This window comes from Paenibacillus ginsengihumi DSM 21568 (assembly GCF_000380965.1).
In the GTDB taxonomy this organism is placed as follows: domain Bacteria; phylum Bacillota; class Bacilli; order Paenibacillales; family NBRC-103111; genus Paenibacillus_G; species Paenibacillus_G ginsengihumi.
Window position 1 is genome coordinate 1 of sequence record NZ_KB905587.1, and the last position, 23,377, is coordinate 23,377.

Genomic DNA, 23,377 nt, shown 5'->3' on the forward strand with positions numbered 1-23,377 from the left:
AACGAAATTTAGTCACTTTGTTGAAAAAGCCGCCCAAGGAGGGGATAAGCTCGCCTCAAAATTCCAGAAGAAGTCGGTAACCCCTGAAGGAATCGAGCTTGATGCGAATGACCTTAAAGTCATGCATATGGATTCCAAAGAAAAGTTGCCTGAGACGGATGTACAGAAGAAGTGGAATGAGTTTTATAAGAAGAAAGAGGCAGCGGAGAAGGCGGCACGGGAGGCAGACCAATCCACCCCGCCGAAACAGGACACTGAGGGGACGCCAAAAGCTTCGATAAAGTCTGTGGATGAAATTTTGGAAGGAGCTAATCCTGGCAGGGCTACTAAAGGTAAAGCTACCCAGTATGAAAAAACGGGTGGTTTCGATCAGGCTCTTGACGATTTTAACAGTATGGGAGTGACCGATGTAAAAGATATACCGGGTGGTAAGGTAGGAAAATTACCAGATGGACGAACTGTGAATGTAAGAAACAAAAGCTCTGACGGTAGGCCGACATTAGAAATTTATGACGGTAAAAAATCAATTAACATTCGTTACTAAGGTAGGTGTGGAATAGTGCAAGAAAATTGGGAGCGCTGGGAACCGATATCTGGTTTGTCATCAAAATATTATGTAGAGTCATTGTCAGATAGTATTGAGGGTTTTAGAATTTTGTTGTCTGACGCTTATGACGAATATAAGAAAGTTGAAGTGTTATTTGAAGATTCCGTACATGCATATAGGAGTACAGATGAAAGTTTTAGACAAAGTGTAATAAATAAAATTGATGAGCGATATGGAACAGAGTTTTACTCAGAATGGACCTTTTTTAAGGTTACTAATTCTGAATATATTCAATGGTTATCAGAACAATCATATGGAATTGCAGAATCAGAATCACTTATACACTTTTCCATTTTGGCAGGCGACTCAATTGTAGATGTTATCGCTGCATACGAACCAAAAATAGCAATTATTTAGATAGACTGGCTTTACATCATAACAGCAGGATCGTACAATAAATCGAGTTTTCCCGCCAGTAGGTACACGATTGCGGTACGGTAAAACCTGCACGCGGCTTAATCGCCCAAGGCACGTTCACACGCAGAATCCGGCCACATCCCCCGCAGCGGGTTCGCGGATGCTCGGCATGAAAGTAAATCGGATATTCGGCAAAATTGAGATGACGCCATGCCTGATCATAGTCTGCAATATCTTGTACCGGCTGAGCTTCTCTCCCGCATCCTGAACAAGCGAACAGGGCCTCCTTTCGAAACTTCAAGTAGACATCCATCCGCTCCATTTTCTCATCAAATTGACAGCGGTCGATGTACCACGGCTCGGGGATATGAAACACATTTTCGATATTCGGGATCTCTATTAACATTTGAACACACTCCGTTTCTACTGGTCTATTTATTTCCAGTATTAGACTGGAAATACTTCGCCGTATAGATAGTTTGGTACGAGAAGTATCTGGATTACGGGAGGCTGTTCAGCACAATGAACATGTATTAGCTCGTCAACAAATGGAACTGGAAGAAGCAGAACGAGAAGCTGTGCTAATGGTAAAACGAGCAAAGGAACAAATACAGAAAACGGAACAGCTATTAAGTCGCCATTGCTTTAGCATCTTGCATTGATCTTATGCGCTTTCGAAATTCAGGATCAATAGTATTATTGGATTAAAGGAAATTCATCTTCTTAAAATGTCGTTTTTATGGGAAAGGTTTCGTTTGACCTCTGTCAATAGATTGGACACATAAAATCGGCGAAAAAAACTGGCATAAGGGACAATCGGTCCTGTATACAATCAAGTATTGCGATCAGGACGCCTCATGCATGGCGCAGGTCCTCGGGCTCTGCGCCCAGGATGGAAGAAGGAGGAGCCGACATGAAAGGAAAAAAGGGAAAGCAGCAGGCCGAAGGAGCGTTCGCCGAGAACGAAAATGCCGCCTACCAGCAGGCGGCATTCGAGCACCCGCTCGGCGGTCAGTACAGAGTGTGGTATCCCTACGTCAGCCCGTTCGATCCTTGTCCGCCGATTGTCGAAAAAGTCTACAATACGCCGCCGCAGCTTTTTTTCACGTATCAGCCGATGCATTTGCCGCAGTTTCCGCCCCGCGAGGCTTTGAGAAGAGGGACTTTATGGCCCGCATTATACAGTCCTTACGAGAAGAAATCCACTTGACGGGAAAGGAGGCCGCTTAAGCGATGCAGAAGCAAATGCCGGAATCGTATTATACGAAGCTGGAGGAGCTGCAGGCGATCGATTTCGTGCTCGTCGAATTGACGCTTTACCTGGATACGCACCCGACCGATGTCCAGGCGCTGCAGCAGTACAATCAGTTCGCCCAGCATCGGATGCATCTGGCTCAACAGTTCGAGGCGGAGTTCGGCCCGCTCATGCATTTCGGGCACAGCTTTTCGAGGCACCCGTGGCAGTGGTGGGAACCGCCGTGGCCTTGGCAGGTCTGATTCGAGGGGGAGGGAAACGAAGCGATGTGGATTTATGAGAAGAAGCTGCAATATCCGGTCAGGGTCAGCAAGTGCGATCCGCGCATGGCCAGACTTTTGCTGGAACAGTACGGGGGAGCGGACGGCGAGCTGGCGGCTGCGCTGCGCTACTTGAACCAGCGGTATTCCATACCGGACAAAGTTATCGGTCTGCTGACGGATATCGGCACGGAGGAATTTGCCCATTTGGAAATGATTGCCACAATGGTCTATAAGCTGACCAAGGATGCTACGGTCGAGCAGCTCAAAGCGGCAGGGCTGGACGATTATTACGTCAATCATGACCGCGCCTTGTTCTACAACAACGCCTCGGGCGTACCGTGGACGGCGACATACATTCAGGCCAAGGGCGACCCGATCGCCGATCTGTACGAGGATATCGCCGCCGAGGAAAAAGCCAGGGCGACGTACCAATGGCTGATCGACATGACCGATGACGTGGACCTGCAGGACGGCCTGAAGTTTTTGCGCGAACGGGAGGTCATCCATTCCATGCGGTTCCGGGAAGCGGTCGAAATTTTAAAGTCGGAGAGGGAAGCCAAAAAAATATTTTAACATCCACCCATTCCCTGATTCTTCGCAAGTAGCGCCCGTGGTACAATGGGGTCGGGGAGTTGATGGTCATGCCGGCTACGCCGATGCGCATGGAAAAGCGGGGTCTTTCCTTGGCGGCCCGCGCTTATTTTTTCGAACCGAAGATTGCAGGCTTGCGCCTGCTGCTGTTTAAGACCGGATCGGAGACGAGGGTTTTCTCCGAGCAGGGCCAAGATTGCACCCGCCTGTTTCCGGAGCTGCATCTCGTGCCGCTGGAAGGAAGCGCGATATTGGACGGCGAAGCGTGCTGCATCGATCCGCAGACCGGGGCGCCGGCCCTTAGGCTCGTCACCGACCGCCTGCGAATCAGGAGGCGGGCCAGAGCCGCGTCGTTTGCCTTGCACCGGCCGGTCGTTTACCTCGTATGGGATATATTGCAGTACAACGGGAAAGACTTGCGCGCCAAGCCCCTGATCAAGCGAAAATCAATTCTGGAAAGCGTGCTGAAGGAAAATCGCTTCTTTCGGATGATGCCTTACTTCGATGGCAGCGAAGCGCTGATTGCCGCGTTGCAGGACACGAGGGCGGCACAGATGATCGCCAAGCCGAAGGAAAGCTTGTACACCGGCAAATTGCCCCGCGATTGGCTGGAGATCGATGTTTCCTCAAGGCCTTACTTCATAAGCGACTGATGGATCGCTCCCTCGCTCTTGCAGCGAGGGCTGTTTGATTCTACATCTTGTTTAGGATTGCCGGCCGCCGCCTCATTCATTCGCCTCGGGAAGCTAAAGAAATCTTTATGATGGTTCGCCTTCATTTGAATATCCTAATCATTATTGAACATTGCAATTCGAGGAATGAAATGAGGCGATCGACATTCATTTGGTGGTTGCTGTCATTGCGCTGGCTAGCGTAGCTGTGAAGCGGGCTTGGCGCGGGTTTTCCGTATTTCATACGACCGTGCTATATATGATGGTTTGCAATTTGCTGTACTGGTTTCTAACCGACGACTATCTTCTGTGGGCATTCGTTCCCGACCTGATCCCGAACGGTGTCATTACGGAATTAATTTACATGTTGATCGTATTTCCGTGTACGGTCGTGCTGTTCCTATCATCTTTTCCGAATCAGAAGAAAGGGCGCTGGAAGCATTACGCCTTGTGGGTTGCCATTTATGGCGTGTCGGAGTTCGTCTATTCCGTTACCGGCCGGATCATGTACGATCACGGTTGGAGCTGCTGGGTGTCCCTCGCTTTCGATTGCCTGATGTTTCCGATGCTTAGGCTGCACAGCACAAGGCCCGGAATCGCCTACATCGTGTCCGTCTTTTGCGCCGTGGGGCTGATGCTGCTGTTCCGCGTCCCGCTGCGCCCTATGCCTTGAGGCTCGATTGACAACCCTCGCCATTCATGTTTCTATAGTACATGAACGACAGATGGGAGGAACCGAATGTGTCTGCTGTGATGAGCAAGCCGGAAGCGATGATTTTCGACCTGGACGGCACGTTGTTTCAGACTGAAACGCTGCTGCTCCCGGCTTATCATGCGACCTTCGACCGCTTGCGGGCCGAAGGCTTATACGAGGGAGCGACGCCCCCGGAATCGGCGATTTTAGGCGGACTGGGCATGCTGCTCGCGCATATATGGAAGCGGGTCATGCCGGATGCCGACGAGAGCGTGCATCGGAGGGCCGACGAGCTGCTGCTGCAATATCAGCTCGAAGGAATGGCGCAAGGGCAAGGCCGGCTGTATGAAGGCGTCGCCGATACGCTGGCCGAGTTGCAGCGGCGAGGCATCCGGCTGTTTGTCGCCAGCAACGGGCTGGAGGCTTATGTCAAAGGCGTTGTCCGGCAGCACGAACTGGAGCCGCTGTTCGTGCCGGGGGGGCTGTACAGCGCCGGGGAATACGGCACAGCGACGAAGGTGGATTTGGTGCGGCGGTTGCTTGCCGACCACAGCGTGACTAGCGCATGGATGGTCGGCGACCGTTCGTCCGACGTCGAGGCCGGACATGCCAACGGCCTGGCCGTCGTCGGCTGCGATTACGCCGGATTCCGGGAGCAGGGCGAGCTGGACGGGGCGGATGTGCGCATCGACCGATTTTCCCGGCTGCTGGAGCTGCTTTAAGTAGAGCGGAGCGGCACAAGGCTGACGCCAGCGGCGCATGTGTCTCAAAGCTGGTTTCGGCGCACGCGAAAGGCTGTCTGCAAGCGAATGCGTTTCGCCTGCAAACAGCCTTTTTGCACGAAAGAATGAGGCGGAAGAAGCGCTATGCGGTTACCCCGGCCTCCGCTTGCGGCTCTGGCACCGGGTCCGCTTTTTCCGGGCTTTTGGGCCGCTGCATCAGCCACAGCGCGTACTCCAGAGGACGATAGATCGCTTGGCGGTACGTTTCCTTCTCTCCGATGCGTCGGAACACTTCGCGCGAAGGCTTCGGGTTCACCTCAAGCAGCCAAACGTTGCCCTTCGGATCGACCGCCAGATCGATGCCGGTTTCGCATTGCGGGCCGAAATGCTTCTCGATCTGCTCCGCCACGTTCAGCCCGAGCGCGTACGCCTGCTCGCGGATTTCGTCAACCTTGGATGGCGACTTGAATCGCTGGCGCAGCAGGGTCTCCATCGGTACCGCCTTGCCGCCGCCGTGCAGATTGGAGGTGACCGAGGCTTTGGGGCCGATTCGGCCTGCGCAGCCCGTAACCTGCCAGCGGCCTTGGCCGTCCTTCTGGATCAGCATGCGAAAATCGTGCACGCGGCCGTTGTTCAGCTCGAGCGGAATGCCCTGCTGCACGATATATTTTTCACTCAGCTTCCACCCGGCCAGACGGGCCGGGATTTGGCTTGCGGTAATGCGGCGGGCCGGGATAATGCGCCGGTGCGGGTCGCGCCCCTGCATGAGATAGGTTGTGCCCCCGGCTGTTCGCTGCAGGCGAATGATGCCGCGGCCGCCGGTCCCGTTCTTCGGCTTCAGAAATACGACAGGGTAACGCTTCAGAAAGCTTGCCAGCTCCTTGGCGTCTTTATAACGAACGGTAGCCGGCAAATGAGGCGCAATCTGCGGATGCTCGCTTAGAAGCTGATGCACCGTCCACTTGCTGGCCATCATCCGTCCCAAATACCGCAGCTTGGCGTGTTTTTGGCGGAAACGCGTGAGCTTGCGGTAATTGTGCGCTCCGTGATAACGGCAGCGGTCGTAGATCAGCGGGGGGACCGGGGCCCATTTGCGCAACCAGGCCGCCCGATTCGCGTTGTACGTCATTGCGTGGATCCGTCCTCTGGCACTGTCCATATCGTCCGGGGTGAAGATCAGCACCTCGAGTCCAAGCTTGTTCCCCGCCACGCACAGCTTCCGGAAGAAAGAAATCTCCTCCAGTCTCCTGCCCGGCAAATACATGGCCAATACGCCGATTTGATGAGACAAAAGGAACCACCTGCCCGTTTTGACTTTCTTGAAAATAGCCCAAGGTTCGCAGCCCATTTTTCAACGTTTACAGAAAGTTTAACTTCGCTAAAGCATTAAGCGAAGTGCGACTTTCTGTACCAAGAAAAACTACCTCTAAACCGCGGCCCGCTCATCCTTGAATGGACGTCGATAGACGTTTTTCTTATCTTGTGATGATGCCGCCCAAGCCGTTTTCTTTTCACCTGTTGCTGCTTCAAGTGCTGCTTCTTCCTGCGTTCCTCTATCGAAGCACATTCCACCAGCGGGCGGGGGTGCGCTTGAGCGGCAGTTATGCTTGGTGCAAAAAGCCACACTTCAATTTAATGCTTTAACGCTTTGTCGAAGTTAATATTTTTCTGGCAGCTTTTCCGGCAGCGCTGAGAAAACCTTGCCTTCGGAATGGCCTTTATTGGCCCTTTTTGGCCCTTTAAAATCTGCACTTTACTGCGACAGAGATGCTCGGCCGGCGGCCCCCGAGATCCGCGTTAGCGTGCAAACTGCCAGTTAGCGTTCGGACTCCGCATTAGCGTGCGAACTGCCAGTTAGCGTGTGAACTCCATGTTAGCGTTCGGACTCCGCATTAGCGTGCGAACTGCCAGTTAGCGTGTGAACTCCATGTTAGCGTTCGGACTCCGCATTACGTGCGAAATCCGTGTTAATGTTCAAACTCCGCGTGAGCGCGGCCCCTCCCTGGAGCACATGTGGCGACAAATCCTGCAAAAAATGCAACATTTTACGCTATCTTCGCCCCAGAGGAAGGGGATTGTTGTATTTCGTGCAACAATTTGGGCGAAATTGGCTTCAAATCCGGGAACATCGCCCGAAATGTTGCACAAAGTGCAACATTGAGCCGCTAATACGGTTTATCCCCCCGTTTTTGTTGTACAAAATACAACATTTGCTGACTCTATTTGCTGACTCTCTTGCAAATTCGGCGGTATCCACACGCAGAATTTTCAATACCGCAGGCGAGACGGCCGATGACGAAGGAATCGCTCGTCATAGGCGCCCGACATAGGCGTCGTCATAGACGTCTATTTTCAGCGATTACGCGCCGCCCGTCGCCCTGCAGCCTCCGGATGGAGCGAGCTTTGCCGCGCTTGGAACGGGACAAATAAATGCTGTATCGGATCAAATTATTCAGCGATCGTCTGCGGATGAGGGGCTCGTCGAACTTCATCGGCTTGGAGTTCGCCTCGAAAAACCAGATGTTCCCATTCACATCGACACCCAAATCCATGGACATTTCGCCAAGCTGGTGACCGCAGGCCTGCTCGATTTGCTTCGCCGCGAGCAGCGCCGTCTTCCTGACGCGGGCCATAATCCGCCTTGCGTCGAGCGGGCCGAAAGCAGACAGCAGCAGCTTGGCAGGGTTGTCGATCGATCCGCCCCGGGGCACATGCGTCGTAATGCTGTGCTTTCCGGCCCGGCGGGCGCCGACGCCGGCGACGGTCCACAGCCCCTTGCCGTTCTTCTGCACGAGCACCCGCAAATCGAAGGGGCGCTGCCGGAATTTGGCGAGCGGAATGCCCTGCTGGGCGATATATTCCTTATTGCCCATCATTTGTTGAATGTGCGGCCACAGCTGGCTCACCGACGGATAGCGGTAAATCAGGCTCTTCGATTTGCTCTGCACGCTCAGCTCGTAAGGCCGCGGCTCCTCGCTGCCGTCCTTGGAAGCCAGCTTGGTTACTCTCATGATTCCTTTGCCCGCCTTGCCCCGGATCGGCTTCAGATACAGGAAGGAATGAGCCTGCAGCAGCTTTTCCAGATCTTCGGAGGAGGTCAGCTTTTGCGTGGCAGGGATGATCGCGCGCGTGGCCGCGGACTGGTTCAGCCATTCGAACAAGGTCCATTTGTTGAAAAACGACGGGTTGAAAAAGCGAATCTGGTTATGGCGCAGGCAGGTCTGAATGACCTGCTGCACCTCGGGAAGCAGCTCGAATTTGCGGTATGGGATGCGATTATAGATGACGTGCGGTAAGGGCATCCGCTTTTTTTTCCACGATTTGCTGGCCGTATTGTAGGTATAGCCTACCGCATGCTTTTCCGACAAATTGAAGCTCTTCGTCGTCATGACATAAACGTCTACGTGATGCTCCTTGCCGGTTCGGATCAGGTCGATAAAATTGTCTAAATTCCCGCGAAAAATCCTCGTTTTGTCCTGATGGGTAAGAATGGCCAGCGTCGTTCGCCGCGGTTGTTGTAGGACTTGGGCGTCCACTTACGAATCCCTCCTTGCCCGAAAGCGGCTCAAGTAGAGGCAATAATCGAACAAATGATTCAGAGAGGCCCTTCCCTGCTCCTTCAAAGCGGGGTGCTTGAAAATAGACCGCCCCGGCTTCGAATTCGCCTCAAACATCCACACATGCTCGTTTTGGTCGATGCCGATATCGAAACCGAGCTCGCCGAGCGTATGCCGGTAATTGCGCTCGATGGTCTGGGCCAGCTTCACGGCCGTCTCCTTGGCATTGGCCAGCACAGCGTCCGAGCGGGCGCCGAAAATCTGCCTCAGCACTTGTTCGGGCGTCATCAGCTGGCCTCCGGTGCGCACGTGCGTGGTGATGCTGCCTTTGCCCGCTTTCTTGGCCCCGATGGCCGAGACGACCCATTCGTTGCTGGCATTCTTCGTCATATGGAAACGGAAATCGATCGGACAATTGTCGATCTCGATCAGCCGGATGCCTTGCTGGGCGACGTACTTGTTCAGGCTGCCGCCTTGTTTGCGGAGCAGCGCCATCAGGCTGTCGAAACTGCTAAAGCGGAGCAGGACGTTGCGTCCGGCGCGGCGAAAGCGCGCGTAATATCCGCGCTTCGGGTTGTAGGTCAGCCGGAAAATGCCGATGCCGAGGCTGCCGCCGGTCGGCTTGAGGTAAATAAACTTATGCCTCTCCAGCATATTGCGCAGCTCCGCCGCCGACGGGTTAATGCGCGATTCCGGCACATGGCGGGACGCCTCGGTCCCCTCGAGCAGCCGGTACACGTCAGACTTGTCGAAGAAGCTCCAGTTGAAGAGCGGAATCCCCTTTTTGATAAACCGGCTCTTAAACGCGTTCATGCTCATCAGCTTTTCGGCCTTGCGGCTGGGCGAACGGTTATAGACGACATCCGGAAGCGGTATCACCTTCCGCATCCAGCCGTTCTCGCCCTTCGGAATCATGGCGGTGACGGTCGATTGCGCCCAGTTGACGTCCCGCGGAGAGAAGCCGAAGTAATAGGCGCGATCGGAGCCGGCGCGCATGAATTGACGGATGAAAGACGTTCGCGAGCCGAAGGGCGCCGAACTGCTGCGGGTTACGTTCGTCAGCACGCCGATCATCGGACCGATCCGGATATCTTTGCCGTTGCTGCACATGACGGTGATGGAGCCGGGGCGCGGCACGCGCAGCTGGCTGTAGACGGCTGTCGGCAAATATAGGTGATGGCCCGTTTTTTTGAGGAGCTTCAGCCCCAGGCTGGCGGTTTTGCTGCCGAGGGACAACGTGACGCCTCTTATTCTGGACAGGTTGAGCGCATTGGCCAATTCACTGGTCACGTATACCGTTCTATCCTGTCGGTTTATGACGTGAATCGTACAAGTAGTCAAACTCATGTTGGACCTCCTCAGAGTTTTCCGCATAAGGAAAACTGGCTTCGAAAGGGTTGAATGCGGTCTTACTCCAGCTATGGCGAATCCGGCACGCTCACGGGGCGTTCGCCAGAAACCGCCGCTTCCGGTTTCGCCAGCACATACCGGGCATATCGAATCGGGTTGGCCGTGGCGGCTGCCCGCGCTTGTTCGTCGCGCAAATAAGTAAAGATGGAGCGGCCGGGTTTGGAGTTCGCTTCGAGAAACCAGATGCGGCCGAGGGCATCGATCCCGAAATCGATGCCCAGCTCGACAAGCCGCCCGTGACGCTGCTCCAGCGCTTCCGGAATGAGCTCCGAAAGCCGGTGCAGCTCTGCTATGAGCGCTTGGGCTTTATTCGGGCCGAACTGCCGCTTCAAAAAATCGGGGAGCGAATGGACCGTTCCGCCGCCGTGAAGATTCGCGGTCAGGCTTCCCGCGAGCCCTTGCCTGGCGGCCATGCCGGTAATTTGCCAGCGGCCTTGGCCGTCCTTCTGCACGAGCGCTCGCACGTCGTAGGCGATGCCTTCGCGCGTCTGCAGCAGAAGGAACTGCTGCAGCAGGTAGCGGCGGCAGCCGATAAAGCGGCGCAGCCAGCGCAATAGCGCGGCCATGTCGCCGAGCTCGAGCGCGATCGGCCGGTTGCGGCCGTCGCGGCCGCGCACGGCATACGCCGCGGGCTGCGGCCTGGCAGCGCCGGGCTGGCGGTCGGCCGTCCGCCGTACGTGCAGTACGCCGCGGCCCTGGGAGCCGCCCTCGGGCTTCAGCACGGCCTCGCCGCGCCGCATGAGCCATTCGGCCAGCGTGCGCATGCTGCGCAGCGGTTCGGTTTCCGGGAGATAGGCGCTCAAGCGGTCGTCCTGCCTGAGCATCTGCCCGACATCCCACTTGCCCCGCAATCCGTTGCCGAGAAACCGGATATTGCGCCGCCGCAGCTCCCGCACTGTCCTACGATACGCGGCGTACTGTTCTTTGGTGCCGAAGAAGCAGCGGTCGTATACGAGATCGGGCTCCCTCAGCTCCTCCCTGGACCAGCGCTTGCCGGCGGCATCGTAGATGTACCCGCAGACCCGCTTCTCGGATTCGTGCAGACCGGACGGTGTGAACACATAGACCGCGAGACCCATACGCTGGCCGATGAGGCACAGCCGGCGGAAAAACTGGCGATTGCGAAACGGAGGGTCCCCATCGGTCTCGGTTGTCATGATGCCCAGCGTGCGGAAGCGGCGTTCTCCCGGCTTCGATCTCATCATGCGAATCACCTCTGCAGGTCGATCGTTCTTCTCGGATGTGAAGCGGTTCATCTCCGGCTTGGCGGTTGCCCCATCAGAATTTGGACAAGTAACGCGCATACTGCACGATCGTTTTCACGGACGGCCGGATTTTGCGGTCCGGGGAAAGCGGAGAATTGTCATCTTTCGACGGCTTGGAATTCACTTCAAGAAGCCATACCCGTCCGTTCGTATCGATCGCCAGATCGACGCCCAGCTCGGCGAAATGTCCCGGAACCTGGGCTTCAATGCCTTTGGCGATTTGCAGGGAAGCTTTCCTCAGCTTCGTCAAACCGCCGGATACCTTCGTCTCGGACCGGGCCAGCGCCTCCTTCACCGTGCTGAGCGTGCCGCCTCGCGCCAGATTGGAGACGAAATGACGATTGCTCGCAATCCGGGCGACGATCGAGGTGATGGCCCACTGTCCGGTCTCGCCCCGCTGCACCAGAGCGCGAAAGTCGACCGGTCGTCCGCCGACGGTGATCAGCTCGAGGCCCTGCTGTATCTGATAACGCTGGGCCTTGACCTTGCCTGATATGACCGAGAACAGCCGGCTGAGCGAGGCGAACGATTGCTTGCGGATGCCGTTCAGCTGCGTGAGATGACATACGAAGGAACCGCCCGGCTGCTTGCGGATGCGAATGATGCCTTTCCCGAGACTTCCCGTAATCGGTTTGAGAAAGACCGTCTGGTACTTGCCGCACATCGCCTTCAGCTGCTGATAATTGTGCAGCAGATGGGACTCGGGCAAATAGGCGTTCAGATGCGCTTCCTTGCGAAGGGCATCGAACACTTCGTTCTTGTTCAAATATTTCTCGTTGAACATCTGGGTGTTGTGGCTCGATTTGGCGTGACTGATGAACTGCTGCACATTTTTCAGATTTTCGTACTTGCGCGAAGTCAGCCGGTTATAGAGAACGTCCGGTATCGGGAAGGTTCCCTTCGTCCATCGGCCACCGGCATAATGCCATCCCGGCACCGTATCGCCATGCCCTTGAACCTCGTTCGGCGTGCAAAAAAAGACGGAAGCCCCGTAAACGCCGCAGGCATCGCTCATCTCCCGGCAAAACGCTGTGCTGGCCCCGAACGGCTTATCGGCCGATCCCGCATAGACCCGGCTGACCAGCACGCCGATCAGAGGACCGAGCACAATGGTGCGGGAGCCGCTTTTGTATTGACAACAGAGCTGCCTGCCGTGCACCAGGCCCAGGCGGGAGGCGAGGCTTTGGCTAATCCGAATCGTGCCCGGCTGCGAGGTGGGCAGCGTTCTGACCTCTTGCCGGGCCGATCCGAAGCGAAGCTGAACCGTTTGGTTCAATGGGATTCTCCATTTTTTTGCCAATCCTGCGCTAAGCATGATCACAGATTCGTCCAATGAACTGCTGGCGCCGGGAACATGGATTTTTACTTTTGTTCTTTTCACTCGCGGTTCTCCTTCCAGCACCGAGTTGCCGCAGGTACATGCATGAAACAGAATGAAACGAACTACTCCATCATATGAGGGCTTCTAACCCTTGGTGATAAAAGCCAGGGGGTGGAGTTCGCCCGGTTTTCCTGGGTCTGATCCGGGCTGGACGAGCTGGAAAAAGGGCGGTTTCACCGCTTGTTTGCAAGCGATTTCTATCGTCCCCAGTCGTCTCCTGCGGGGGTGAAAATTCAGCAGTATGAATACCTTGAATTTTCAAAATAGACGCCTATGACAAGCGCTTCCTTCCATCGGTCGTCACCTGCGGTCTTGAAAATTCAGCGTTTGGATAGCGCTGAGTTTTCAAAATAGCGCTAGGGATGGTATAATCCTACGAGGCCGTTATCGGCTGAAATCCGACTTGGAGGTGACCTGCTTCTTGCTTGTAGCTTCATCCGCACCCAGAAAAAAGAAGCTGCTGGAACTTGATATCGTTCGGGCGGCCGCCATTCTTGCCGTTGTGCTGATTCATGCGACCGCCGATCCTACTGTCGAGCTTCCGACCGACAGCGGCTCGTGGATGGCGTACGTGGCTGTCAACAAACTGAGCAATTTTGCCGTGCCGGTGTTTTTGCTGCTCAGCGGGCTCGTCCTGTTTTACCGGTACGACGGGGATTGGAGCGGCAGGCAGGCGGCCAAGTTCTACGCGCGCCGGGTCAAGCAGATCGTCATTCCTTATTTGATCTGGTCTCTCTTTTATTACTTGTACAATCAGTGGGTTGTCTCCCCCGCGAACGTGCGCCTGGATGTGGCCGATTTCGCCTCCATGCTGCTATGGGCCGAAACGTCCTATCATCTGTATTTTATGATTATCATCATCCAGTTTTATATTTTGTTTCCGATCCTGATGAGCCTGTGCCAAAGGTTCCCGGGCTTTCGCCTTGCGCTGTTCCCGGTCGGGCTGGCGCTTCAGGCGGCGTGCTATGCGTACAGCCAGTGGGTAGAGCCGATTCCCCACAGCCCATCGCTGTGCGTCACCTATTTCGGCGTCTTCGCGCTCGGCGGGTTCATCGGGCTTCATTACGAGCGGTTCGACGAATGGCTTCGCCGCAGCTTCCGCTGGGTGCTGCCGGTGGCCGTCCTGCTCGGCTGCGGCTTTATGCTTCTGTACCAGCTGGAGCTGTCGCAACGCATATTTTTCGACAACGTCTGGTACGAGCTTCTGTTCACGGCTTATGCGGCGTTCGCGGCGCTTGCCTTGATCCGCCTCGGCCAGCTGCTGCTTGAGCGCCAAAAACGGCTGGCGGGGTGGCTGCTGTCCCTGGGCGCCGTCTCGTTCGGCGTGTACCTGGTGCATCCGGCGATTCTTACCTACTGGAAGACGCGGGTCATCTGGGAAAGCAACCGCATGCTGTATTACCATACCGACATCGTCGGCTCTTTTGTGGCGACGCTGGCTGTGCCGTGGCTGCTCGTCTGGCTGTACGGCCGCTCCCGGAGGCTGTTCCGCCGCGCCGGCAAGCCGAAGCTGCCGGCAGGGGACGGCGCCTGACGGCCGGGTGGTACTAAATGCTTCTTCCTTCTCATACAATAGCAATGTACAAGTTGCCGAACGAGGAAGGAGTCATGATACGAGTGAAAGGACTGAAAAATGTCGTCTGCATCGGCCTCGCTCTGGGCATGCTCGTCTACGCCGTCCCGCGGATCGATATCGGCGGCGGCATGACGGCGGAGACGGTGTTCGGCGTCGTCTGGATGGCGTTCGCGCTGATGATCGTCGCCTCGCACCTGCATGAGCTGCTGGGCGTCGACGAGGAGACGAAGCGGGAGCTGGCCAAGGTGCGGCGGATGAAGCGGTGGCAGATGGAGCAGATGGTCCGGGGCAAGCGCAAAATGCTGCAGATGAGAAAATAACAGGCGGGGCGCAAGATGAGCGGAAAGCAGCAGGCGGCGCCGGATGATGCATTCTGAATAAACGGCCCATAAGATGGATGATTTGGAAAAGCCATCTTATAGGCCGTTTTTTTGCGCCTGCATTCGCTCTTGGTTCGTTCACATCGATTTCCGGTATTCGTTCGGCGACATGCCGGTATTGTTTCTGAACAGCTTGATAAAATAACTCGTGTGCTCGTAACCGAGCTGCTCGGCAATTTCCGCAACGGTCAAGTCGGATTGGTTCAGCAATTCCTTGGCTCTTTCCATTTTCGTCCGCGTTACGAATTCCACGAAGGTTTCCCCGGTCTCCTGCTTGAACACCCGGCTGAAATGAGACGGGTTCAGATTCAGGCGGTGAGCCATTTCCTCCATGGCGACCTTCTCGCCGATATGCGTGTGCACATAACGCTGCGCCTCCGCGATCTCCCTGCGCACCGCTTGCGACCGCAGCGTCTGGATCTCGACGCTTTTTTCTTCGAGGAACGTTCGGAGCCAGTCCGTCAGATGGTCCAACGTTTCGATCGAAGCGATCTGGCGCTGATGCAGCTCGGAGCTGAAGCTCGTCACGAAATTTTGCATGACCGTATATTTCAGCTCGAGCTCCATGGCCATTTTCAGCGCCCAGCTTTTGACGGCATCGACAGGGTATATTTGCTTCCTGATCCTGTCTTTCCATTGCTGGACGGTATGCGCAATGCGTGCCTTGTCCCCGCTAAGAATGCCCTCTTTCATGTCCTGCAGCGCTTTGGAATAATGCAGAAACAAGTCCTCTTTCGTCGTCTCGACGGAATGCAGCTTCGCCAGGGCGCATTCGCCGGCATAGAAGCGGAACGTCGCCGCGCCAAGCAACTCCTGAATCTGCTTCTTCAATCGGATTAACGATTGATCCGCGTCGCCCCAGCAAAAAGCGAATCCGATCCGCAAGTGACGCCGCAGCAGTTGCTGAACGCGCTGCAGCTCGCCGCGAACCTCTTCGTGAAGATTGCGCTTTATCGTATGCGGGAAGGGAAACAGCAGCAAATACTGGCGTTCGTTCGGAACGAAGTGAACGCATCCTTCATATTGCACCAGCTCCTGCAAGGCGTTGTCTATCACGAACTGCATGTTGATCGCTCCCCCGAACCGTTCCTCCAGCTCGCCGGCGCGTTCCGGGAAGCCGGCGGCCGGCAAATAAGGAATGCCGTCCCGGAGGCGAAGCCCCATGCGCTCCGCTTCGCCTTCCCATTCCGCCTCGTTCCAGACCGGCTGCTCGAGGAGCGTGCGGATAAAGCGGGAACGGATGGCGGAATAGTTTTGCTGCACGACATTTTGCAGCCGAAGCCGGTTATCCTCCGAGCGCTTTTCCTCGCTCAGCCGGTCGGTCAGCTGCTCCAGCACAGAAGCGACCTGCTCGCTCCGCAAGCTTTCCTTCAGGATGTAATCGGTCACGCCTAGCTTTACGGCGCGCTGCGCATAGTGAAAATCTTCGTGACACGACAGGATGACCGCCTTTAACCGGGGATTGGCCTCGCGGGCTTTTTCGATCAAAGCAAGGCCGTCCATCACCGGCATGCCGATATCCGTAATGAGAATGTCCGGGCGATGAAGCTGGCAGGCCTCCCAGGCTTCCCCGCCGTTGGAGCAAGCAGCCGCCAGCTCGAGGCCAAGCTTCTCCCACGGGATGCCGGCGCTTAAATAGTCCAATACCGGATAATGATCGTCCGCGACGACGACTTTAAACATGGTGCTCACCATCCTTCGCGCATTCAATAGGCAGCAGCAGCTCGACGGTCGTGTGACGGCCGGGTTCGCTTTGAATATTCATTTCAAAACGGTCCCCATGCAGGAGCATGAGCCGGCTGTATACGTTAAACAGCCCGATCCCGGACGATCCGTTCCGTTCGCTTGCGGACATTTGCTCGATCGTTTGCCGTTTCGGGAACTTGAGTCGCTCTTGCAGTCCGGCGAGCGTCGCAGGCGGTATGCCGGCGCCGTCATCGCTGATCGTTATGCGCAGCGATGAGCCGATCGTCTCCACATGAATCCGTATTTGCCCGCCGCGCGACGTAAACCCGTGTTTATAGGCATTCTCGATAATCGGCTGGAGAATAAAGCGGGGAACCGTTATCGAGAACGGGTCGGCGTATACTTCCACACGGGTTTCGGTCGGATAGCGCGTTGTAAACTGCATCAAGTCCATATATTGCTTCGCCGTCTCCAGCTCGGCGTAGAGCGTCACGAATTCGTCGTGCTTGGAAATGCTGGCCCGCAGCAGCGCGGACAGGGACCCGACGACGTTCGCGGTCTCTTCGTCGCCCTTCATGAGCAGCTTGAGCCGGATCGAGCTCAGCACGTTGAACAGAAAATGCGGATGAACCTGGGCCTGCAGCATGGCCATTTCCGCTTGACGCTTGAGTTCCTGCTCCACCTGCACCTGGTGCAGCATTTGCTGGATGCGATCGAGCATGTGGTCGAACGAACGGCCTAGCATGCCGATCTCATCCCCGCCGCGAATATGGGATCGAACCGTCAAGTCTCCCGCTTCCACCTTCTTCGCGGCTTCTCCCAGCGCCCGAACGGGCTGCGTAAATCGCCGCAGCAAATAGGTGAGGGCAATCAAAAAACAGGCCGCGAACAGCGCCTGCAGCAGCAGTCCCGAGCGATAAATCCCGCTCAGCTTCTCGGTAAGCCGTTCGTAGGGAGCCACGCTCACAAGCCGCCATCCGGCGGAGCGCAGCGATAGCGAGAGAAACAGCTGGTTCTCCCCGTGGAGATGAATGATGCTGGGCAAAGCCGGCGCCTCTTGCGGCAGCACGCTGTCAAAAGGGGCTCCGATGAGACCGGGATTGCGATTGGACAAGATCATATTCTTATCGTCCAACAGAAAAACATCTTCCTCCATATCCGTAAATAGCTCGCGAATCGTATTTTCCGTACGGCTGACGATCAGGTAGGCAAAGGGCGGTTCGTCGACGGACTCGGTTAATGCCCTTGCCGTCATATACACATAGTTCTGGTCCGGGGATTGGGGAGGAAGATAGTTGCTTTTCCCGCCCAGAAACAAGGTTTCGTAAGCCGACAACTTCCTCACTTCGCCAAACCAGCTCTGCTCAAAAAAACGGCGCGGTTCGAAATCGTAAAAAGAGTAATCGGAATAAGCGCGTCCGTCTCTCGCCAGCAAAGTGACCCTGAGGTCGCGCTTCTCGCCGGCGATTTGCTCCAGCCGGGTTGTCAGCTGCCGCGCCGCGACCGGGTTCGTCCTCGCCTCTTCCAATAACGTCTTCATTTCCGGATCGAATTGGACGAAGTTGGAGATCGAGACCATTTCCTGAAGAATCGCTTCGATTTGAGATTGCACGATCATGAGCGATTGCGTCGCTTTCTCCAGCGTATGCTCCCGGATGATCAGCTTGGAATAGACGCTTGTAATGTACAGCATGCCGATCGCAGGCAGCACGAGGCAGGCGATCGAGGTTAGAATCAGCTTTTGCCTTAGCGACATCTGCTTTGGGTTCAGTCCAGCACGCATTTTCATTCTGCCACCTTCAAAGACGACTTCAATCTGTTACGCTAAAACCATACTATAGCATTAGACAGGCGGCTTCATTCAACATTTTTTGCTAAATGGAAAAAAATATCGCAAAATCTTTTCGTTTTAGCAAAATTCGTTTCATGATTGCGCGCTTCGCCGCACCTATAATGAGGAGGACATAAAGACAACGAGGTGACGAGAGTGGAGCAAGCTGCTAAAGGGAGGAGCGGGCAAGGCGCTTCCCGGCGCATCCGAAAGCAGGCTTTTTACGATACGCTGGCGGGCTATTCGTTTATTTTGCCGATGCTGCTGCTGACGTTGACGCTGGTCGTTATCCCGATTATCATCTCCGGCGCGATCAGCTTTACGAATTGGAATTTCATTGAAGGGATCGGCGGACTTCATTTTGCAGGCCTGGACAATTATATCCGCTTGTTTCAGGACGAAGCGTTTCTGCGCTCCTTGCGGAATAACGTCGTGATGATCGCGGTCGTTCCGGTATCCATGTTCATCGCCATGATCCTCGCTGTTTTGATCGACAAGGCGACCTATTTCAAAGATTTCTTCAAAGTAATCTATTTCATGCCGTTCATCTCGAGCTTCGTGGCGATCGCTCTGCTGTGGAGAGTGCTGTTTCACCCGAACAACGGCCCGATTAACGGGTTCCTGCGGGCGATTGGCGTCGACAATCCTCCGCTTTGGCTGGCGGACCCGAATTATGCGCTGCTTGCCGTGATGATCATCATGGTCTGGACGACGCTCGGCTTTAACATGGTCATTTATTTGGCGGGCTTGCAAAACATTTCGAAGGACATCTACGAGGCAGCCGAGGTGGATGGCGCTTCTCCGGTCAGGCAGTTCTTCAGCATTACCTTGCCGATGCTGTCGCCGACGACCTTCTTCCTGCTAATTACGGGGATTGTCGGGTCGTTTAAAGTGTTCGAGCTCGTTATGATTTTGACGAACGGCGGGCCGGCCGGCTCGACCTCTGTCATCGTTTTCTATCTGTATGAGGCTGCGTTCGTCAACCTGGAATCCGGCTATGCGTCGGCGATGGGCATCGTTCTGCTCATTCTGATTTTGCTACTGACCTTAATCCAATGGATCGGCCAAAAAAAGTGGGTCAATTACTAGGAGGTTTTGCGCATGAAATCCGTTCGATTGGGCCGGGTCGTCGTCACGGCGCTTATGGGCTGCGCGGGCATCTTTTTTATACTGCCGTTTCTGTGGATGCTGTCGGCGTCCTTCAAGCCCGAGCTTGAGGTGATGACTTATCCGATTCAGTGGATTCCCACAACGTGGAATATGGTCGAAAACTACAGCCAGGTATGGCTGGGAGCCGTTCCGTTCACGCTATATTATCTCAACAGCATCAAAGTGACGCTGCTGGCGACGGCGCTGTCCTTGGCCGTTTCCGCAATGGCGGCTTACGGCTTTTCCAAGGTGACGTTCAAGGGACGCGAAACGCTCTTCCTGCTGGTCCTTGCTACCTATATGATTCCGCCTCAGGCGATCTTAGTGCCGCAATTTTTAATGTTCCGCTGGCTCGGCCTGTTCGACAGCCATCTCGGCCTCGTTCTGCTGGCCGCCTCGGGAGTGCTCGGAACGTTCCTGCTGCGTCAATTTTTCATGGGCGTCCATAACGATATCATCGAGTCGGCAAGAATGGACGGAGCGAGCCACTGGGCGATCTTCGTCCGAATCGGGCTGCCGCTCGTCAAGCCGGCGCTGGCCACTTATATGATTCTTCGGTTCATCTGGACCTGGAACGATTACCAGAATCCGCTTATCTTCCTGCGTTCCGACTCGCTGTTTACTTTGCAGCTCGGCATCCGCAAGTTTGCCGATCTGAACGGCGAATTTTACTCGCTGATGATGGCGGGCGCCGTATCTGCGATCGTGCCGCTTTTGATCGTCTTCATCGTAGGCCAGAAGCAAGTTATCGAAGGCGTGGCCGCGGGAAGTGTCAAAGGATAAATACTTGAACATAGCTAGGGGGATTTCACATGGTTACAAGCAAATGGAATCGCGTTCTCATCATTTCCGCTTTAACGGCACTCGTCGGCGCGGGATGCTCGTCGCAAGCTCCGGAAGGTGCGAATGCCGGCAGCGCGGCGGACGGCACGGTCACGATCAAGCTGCACAACTGGTATCCGAAGAAAGCGGACAACTGGGATGTCGTGATTGCCGAATTCGAGAAGAAGCATCCGAATATCAAAGTGGACTTTGTGTCTGCCGAGGATAACAACTCCAACGAATATTACAAAAAGCTGGATCTCGCCGCCGCTTCCGGAGAAGATCTGGACGTTGTGATGTTCAGCAATATGACGTTTCTCAATCAGCGCGTCAAGCTGGGGATGATGGAGCCGCTGGACAGCTATCTTCAGAAAGAAGGGGTCGATCTTGCCGAAGAATATACCGTAAACACCCGAATCGGGGACAAAACCTACGGCCTTCCCGGCAAAGCGAACCAGCCTATGGTCTTCATTAACGAAAGCCACCTCAAAGAGGCCGGTCTCGAGCTTCCGAAGAGCTGGACCTGGGACGAGTACATGCAGTATGCGAAGGCGATGTCGAAGGAGGAAGGCGGCAAGAAGCGGTACGGCACGTATTTTCACAGCTGGGCCCAGAACGCTTACTTTATCTCTAATATAGGGCAGCCCGTCGGAGCGAACTTGACGACGGACGACGGCACGAAGGCCAATGTGGATACTCCGTTTGTCCGAAAATCGCTGGAGCTGCGGCTGCAAGGAGAGAAGGAAGGTTCCGCCACGCCGTATTCGGAAGTGGTCAGCCAAAAATTGAACTATCGCCCGCAATATTTCAATCAGGATACGAGCATGATTATGATGGGATCGTTCCTGATTCCGGAAACAGGCGGTACGGAGCAGGTGCCGGCAACGTTCAAAACCGTTTTCGCGCCGATACCTACGATGAACAAGGATGACAAGTTAATCGGCAACGTCAGCAGCGACATTTTGGGGATTTACAGCAAATCGAAGCATAAGGAAGAGGCCTATACCTTTATTCGCTGGTTTACGACGGAAGGCATCGTCCTGCAGGGCAAAACGATTCCTTCGTGGAAAGGGGCGAATCTGAACGAAGTGGTGGACAACATCATCGCCGGCTCGAAAACGCCGGAGATGATCGACAAGGAGTCGCTGCTCTATGTGCTGGAAAATACGGAGCTGGCGACGCCGGCGGTTGCCGTGCCTTACCATGCGGAGCTGGAAAAGGCGTTCCAGGAGGAATTCGACAAAATGATGCTGTCAGGCCAGGACATCGATACGACGATTAACAATGCCCAAACGCGCATCCAAAAAATTATCGATTCCAAGCAATAACAGGAGGGATTCACGATTATGCTTTATCCGATAGTGACCCGTTCCCGGGGTGTCATCGATCTCAATGGGATTTGGCGGTTTAAGCTCGATCCCGGCCAAGGATTTGCGGAGCGTTGGCAGGAGCGGCCGCTGAGCGGAACGATTCCGATGGCTGTTCCTTCCTCATACAACGACATAGGGGCCAGCGCCGACATTCGCGATCATGTCGGGTGGGTATGGTACGAGCGGGAATTCGCCGTGCCGGACGTTCTGTCTTCGCAGCGCATCGTCCTCCGCTTCGGCTCGGCCACGCATGAAGCGAAGGTATTCGTCAACGGCAAGCTGGCAGCCGAGCATGTCGGCGGGTTTACGCCGTTTGAGGCGGAGATCAACGGCTTGCTGCAAGCCGGGAAAAACCGCCTGACCGTCGCGGTGAATAACGTGCTGGACGAATCGACGCTGCCCGTCGGCAAATATGTGAAGCGCGATATTGAAGGGCTTGGCCAAGTCGTCCGCAATTACCCGAATTTCGATTTTTTCAATTATGCGGGACTTCACCGGCCGGTCAAAATCTACACGACGCCTCGGGTTTACATTCGGGATGTCGAGATCGTCTCGAGCGTGCTGGCGGACGGCTCCGCCGCGGTGCATTACAGCGTGGACCTGTGCGGCGACGCTAAGGTCCGGGTCAGCATTGCAGATGAAGCGGGAATCGTTGTCGCGCAAGGAGAAGGCTCGGAAGGCACGCTGCAGCTTGCGGAAGCGAAGCTTTGGGAGCCGCTGAACGCTTATTTGTACGTATTGAAAATGGAGCTGCTGCAAAGCGGTGAAGTGATCGACGAGTACGAGCAGCCTTTCGGAATCCGCACTGTCGAGGTGAAGGAAGGCAAATTTCTGATCAACGGCAAGCCTTTCTATTTCAAGGGATTCGGCAAGCACGAGGATGCACCGATTTGCGGCCGGGGATTGAACGAGGCGGCCAACGTCATGGATCTTCGCTTGATGAAGCGGCTCGGAGCCAACTCGTTCCGAACGTCCCACTATCCGTATTCGGAGGAGTTGATGCGGCTTGCCGACCGGGAAGGCTTCGTGGTCATCGACGAGGTGGCGGCGGTCGGGCTGCATTTGAACTTTATTGCTATTCGTTCGAGCGGCCCGAAACGGAAGACATGGGAAGAAATCAAGACGCACGAAGTTCACCGGCAGGCGATTCGGGAGCTGATCGCAAGAGACAAGAATCATGCATGCGTCGTCATGTGGTCGATCGCCAATGAGCCTGATACGTCGGAAGACGGAGCCAGAGAATACTTCGAGCCGCTGATTCGGCTTGCGAAGGAATGCGATCCGCACAAGCGTCCCGTTACGGTGGTGACTCTGCAGGAGGGAAGCCCCGAGCACTGCCAGGTGTCGGATCTGGTCGATGTTCTCTGCTTAAACCGCTACTACGGCTGGTATTTGGAAGGCGGGGAGTGGGATATCGCCCGAATCAGGCTGCGTCAAGAACTGGAGGGCTGGGGCAAGCGCTGCCCGGACAAGCCGATCATCATGACGGAGTACGGCGCGGATACGGTCGCCGGCTTCCACGACATCGATCCCGTCATGTTCACGGAGGAATTCCAGGTCGCGTATTTGCGGGCGAACCATCAGGTGTTCGACGAATTTGCGAATTTTGTCGGGGAGCATGTCTGGAATTTCGCCGATTTCAACACGAGCCAAGGGATTATCCGCGTTCAGGGCAACAAGAAAGGGGTCTTCACCCGGGAGCGCAAGCCGAAAGCCGCCGCGCATGAGCTTCAGAGGAGATGGAGCGCCATTCCGGACTTTTATTATAAATAATGCAGAAATGATGCAGG

The 23,377-nt window shown here is 55.3% G+C and carries 21 protein-coding genes and 2 pseudogenes; 15 read left to right on the forward strand and 8 right to left on the reverse strand.

Translation table 11 applies throughout. The features are described from left to right. Positions 1-544: pseudogene (locus F591_RS32370) on the forward strand (hypothetical protein); the annotation flags it as partial. A gap of 15 nt (positions 545-559) precedes the next feature. Then, positions 560-964 (forward strand): hypothetical protein, encoded by a 405-nt coding sequence (locus F591_RS30570; RefSeq protein ID WP_083935537.1) that lies wholly within the window; start codon positions 560-562, stop codon positions 962-964. Positions 965-1,043: 79 nt separating this feature from the next. On the opposite strand, the pseudogene F591_RS0117990 reads toward F591_RS30570, so the two are convergent. Beyond that, positions 1,044-1,370, reverse strand: a pseudogene (locus tag F591_RS0117990) (transposase family protein); the annotation flags it as partial. Positions 1,371-1,985: 615 nt separating this feature from the next. Here F591_RS0117990 and F591_RS32930 point away from each other — a divergent pair. From F591_RS32930 to F591_RS0118020, 6 genes are all read left to right on the forward strand, one after another. Continuing rightward, complete coding sequence (locus F591_RS32930; RefSeq protein WP_026326707.1) at positions 1,986-2,174, forward strand: spore coat associated protein CotJA; 189 nt, start codon at positions 1,986-1,988, stop codon at positions 2,172-2,174. Positions 2,175-2,197: 23 nt separating this feature from the next. Next, positions 2,198-2,461 (forward strand): spore coat protein CotJB, encoded by a 264-nt coding sequence (locus F591_RS0118000; RefSeq protein ID WP_019536013.1) that lies wholly within the window; start codon positions 2,198-2,200, stop codon positions 2,459-2,461. Between the two features lie 24 nt (positions 2,462-2,485). Next, positions 2,486-3,055 (forward strand): manganese catalase family protein, encoded by a 570-nt coding sequence (locus tag F591_RS0118005; protein WP_019536014.1) that lies wholly within the window; start codon positions 2,486-2,488, stop codon positions 3,053-3,055. Between the two features lie 68 nt (positions 3,056-3,123). Next, on the forward strand, positions 3,124-3,726 hold the full coding sequence (locus tag F591_RS0118010; protein ID WP_019536015.1) for an ATP-dependent DNA ligase: 603 nt from the start codon (positions 3,124-3,126) through the stop codon (positions 3,724-3,726). A 193-nt stretch (positions 3,727-3,919) separates the two neighbouring features. After that, entirely contained in the window at positions 3,920-4,417 is a 498-nt protein-coding gene (locus tag F591_RS28400; protein WP_281166711.1) for a CBO0543 family protein, read from the forward strand. A gap of 80 nt (positions 4,418-4,497) precedes the next feature. Beyond that, entirely contained in the window at positions 4,498-5,160 is a 663-nt protein-coding gene (locus F591_RS0118020; RefSeq protein ID WP_019536017.1) for an HAD family hydrolase, read from the forward strand. Positions 5,161-5,302: 142 nt separating this feature from the next. On the opposite strand, the gene F591_RS0118025 is transcribed toward F591_RS0118020, so the two are convergent. Then, positions 5,303-6,451 (reverse strand): YheC/YheD family endospore coat-associated protein, encoded by a 1,149-nt coding sequence (locus F591_RS0118025; RefSeq protein ID WP_019536018.1) that lies wholly within the window; start codon positions 6,449-6,451, stop codon positions 5,303-5,305. Between the two features lie 784 nt (positions 6,452-7,235). On the opposite strand from F591_RS0118025, the gene F591_RS32935 reads away from it, so the two are divergent. Continuing rightward, a complete protein-coding gene (locus F591_RS32935; RefSeq protein WP_083935539.1) occupies positions 7,236-7,490 on the forward strand; it encodes a hypothetical protein in 255 nt (84 codons plus the stop codon). A 6-nt stretch (positions 7,491-7,496) separates the two neighbouring features. Here F591_RS32935 and F591_RS0118030 read toward each other — a convergent pair whose 3' ends face one another. From F591_RS0118030 to F591_RS0118045, 4 genes are all read right to left on the reverse strand, one after another. Continuing rightward, on the reverse strand, positions 7,497-8,696 hold the full coding sequence (locus F591_RS0118030; protein ID WP_019536019.1) for a YheC/YheD family endospore coat-associated protein: 1,200 nt from the start codon (positions 8,694-8,696) through the stop codon (positions 7,497-7,499). Next, complete coding sequence (locus F591_RS0118035; RefSeq protein ID WP_026326709.1) at positions 8,697-10,064, reverse strand: YheC/YheD family endospore coat-associated protein; 1,368 nt, start codon at positions 10,062-10,064, stop codon at positions 8,697-8,699. A 71-nt stretch (positions 10,065-10,135) separates the two neighbouring features. After that, complete coding sequence (locus tag F591_RS0118040) at positions 10,136-11,332, reverse strand: YheC/YheD family endospore coat-associated protein (RefSeq protein WP_245581075.1); 1,197 nt, start codon at positions 11,330-11,332, stop codon at positions 10,136-10,138. A gap of 73 nt (positions 11,333-11,405) precedes the next feature. Beyond that, complete coding sequence (locus F591_RS0118045; RefSeq protein WP_026326710.1) at positions 11,406-12,773, reverse strand: YheC/YheD family endospore coat-associated protein; 1,368 nt, start codon at positions 12,771-12,773, stop codon at positions 11,406-11,408. Between the two features lie 421 nt (positions 12,774-13,194). Here F591_RS0118045 and F591_RS0118050 point away from each other — a divergent pair, with 421 nt between their 5' ends. Both F591_RS0118050 and F591_RS0118055 read left to right on the forward strand, forming a co-directional pair. Further along, positions 13,195-14,307 (forward strand): acyltransferase, encoded by a 1,113-nt coding sequence (locus F591_RS0118050; RefSeq protein ID WP_019536023.1) that lies wholly within the window; start codon positions 13,195-13,197, stop codon positions 14,305-14,307. 74 nt (positions 14,308-14,381) lie between these two features. After that, entirely contained in the window at positions 14,382-14,669 is a 288-nt protein-coding gene (locus F591_RS0118055) for a hypothetical protein (RefSeq protein ID WP_040742010.1), read from the forward strand. Positions 14,670-14,807: 138 nt separating this feature from the next. Here F591_RS0118055 and F591_RS0118060 read toward each other — a convergent pair whose 3' ends face one another. Both F591_RS0118060 and F591_RS0118065 read right to left on the reverse strand, forming a co-directional pair. Beyond that, positions 14,808-16,412 carry a helix-turn-helix domain-containing protein gene (locus F591_RS0118060; RefSeq protein WP_019536025.1) on the reverse strand — a complete coding sequence of 535 codons (1,605 nt, stop codon included), beginning with the start codon at positions 16,410-16,412 and terminating at the stop codon, positions 14,808-14,810. Beyond that, entirely contained in the window at positions 16,405-18,204 is a 1,800-nt protein-coding gene (locus F591_RS0118065; protein WP_019536026.1) for a sensor histidine kinase, read from the reverse strand. Before F591_RS0118065 ends, F591_RS0118060 begins: the two co-directional genes overlap by 8 nt. 198 nt (positions 18,205-18,402) lie before the next feature. On the opposite strand from F591_RS0118065, the gene F591_RS0118070 reads away from it, so the two are divergent. The 4 genes from F591_RS0118070 to uidA are packed head-to-tail and all read left to right on the forward strand — an operon-like array spanning position 18,403 to position 23,360. Further along, the gene (locus F591_RS0118070; RefSeq protein WP_019536027.1) at positions 18,403-19,335 is read left to right on the forward strand and encodes a carbohydrate ABC transporter permease; all 933 of its coding nucleotides are present in this window, start codon (positions 18,403-18,405) and stop codon (positions 19,333-19,335) included. A gap of 12 nt (positions 19,336-19,347) precedes the next feature. Beyond that, positions 19,348-20,178: a carbohydrate ABC transporter permease gene (locus F591_RS0118075; protein ID WP_019536028.1), complete on the forward strand. Its 831-nt coding sequence runs from the start codon at positions 19,348-19,350 to the stop codon at positions 20,176-20,178. Positions 20,179-20,207: 29 nt separating this feature from the next. Continuing rightward, positions 20,208-21,545, forward strand: coding sequence for an ABC transporter substrate-binding protein (locus F591_RS0118080; protein WP_019536029.1), 1,338 nt, complete (start codon positions 20,208-20,210; stop codon positions 21,543-21,545). 18 nt (positions 21,546-21,563) lie between these two features. Next, the gene (gene uidA / locus F591_RS0118085) at positions 21,564-23,360 is read left to right on the forward strand and encodes a beta-glucuronidase (protein WP_019536030.1); all 1,797 of its coding nucleotides are present in this window, start codon (positions 21,564-21,566) and stop codon (positions 23,358-23,360) included. Positions 23,361-23,377 lie beyond the last annotated feature (17 nt).

Coding starts and splice junctions, on each gene's coding strand:
- F591_RS0118065 (WP_019536026.1), bottom strand. CDS start 18,204: ATGAAAATGCGTGCTGGACTGAACCCAAAGCAGATGTCGCTAAGGCAA.
- F591_RS0118040 (WP_245581075.1), bottom strand. CDS start 11,332: ATGATGAGATCGAAGCCGGGAGAACGCCGCTTCCGCACGCTGGGCATC.
- uidA (WP_019536030.1), top strand. CDS start 21,564: ATGCTTTATCCGATAGTGACCCGTTCCCGGGGTGTCATCGATCTCAAT.
- F591_RS0118055 (WP_040742010.1), top strand. CDS start 14,382: ATGATACGAGTGAAAGGACTGAAAAATGTCGTCTGCATCGGCCTCGCT.
- F591_RS0118005 (WP_019536014.1), top strand. CDS start 2,486: ATGTGGATTTATGAGAAGAAGCTGCAATATCCGGTCAGGGTCAGCAAG.
- F591_RS0118060 (WP_019536025.1), bottom strand. CDS start 16,412: ATGTTTAAAGTCGTCGTCGCGGACGATCATTATCCGGTATTGGACTAT.
- F591_RS0118010 (WP_019536015.1), top strand. CDS start 3,124: ATGCCGGCTACGCCGATGCGCATGGAAAAGCGGGGTCTTTCCTTGGCG.
- F591_RS0118035 (WP_026326709.1), bottom strand. CDS start 10,064: ATGAGTTTGACTACTTGTACGATTCACGTCATAAACCGACAGGATAGA.
- F591_RS0118080 (WP_019536029.1), top strand. CDS start 20,208: ATGGTTACAAGCAAATGGAATCGCGTTCTCATCATTTCCGCTTTAACG.
- F591_RS0118020 (WP_019536017.1), top strand. CDS start 4,498: ATGAGCAAGCCGGAAGCGATGATTTTCGACCTGGACGGCACGTTGTTT.
- F591_RS0118000 (WP_019536013.1), top strand. CDS start 2,198: ATGCAGAAGCAAATGCCGGAATCGTATTATACGAAGCTGGAGGAGCTG.
- F591_RS0118075 (WP_019536028.1), top strand. CDS start 19,348: ATGAAATCCGTTCGATTGGGCCGGGTCGTCGTCACGGCGCTTATGGGC.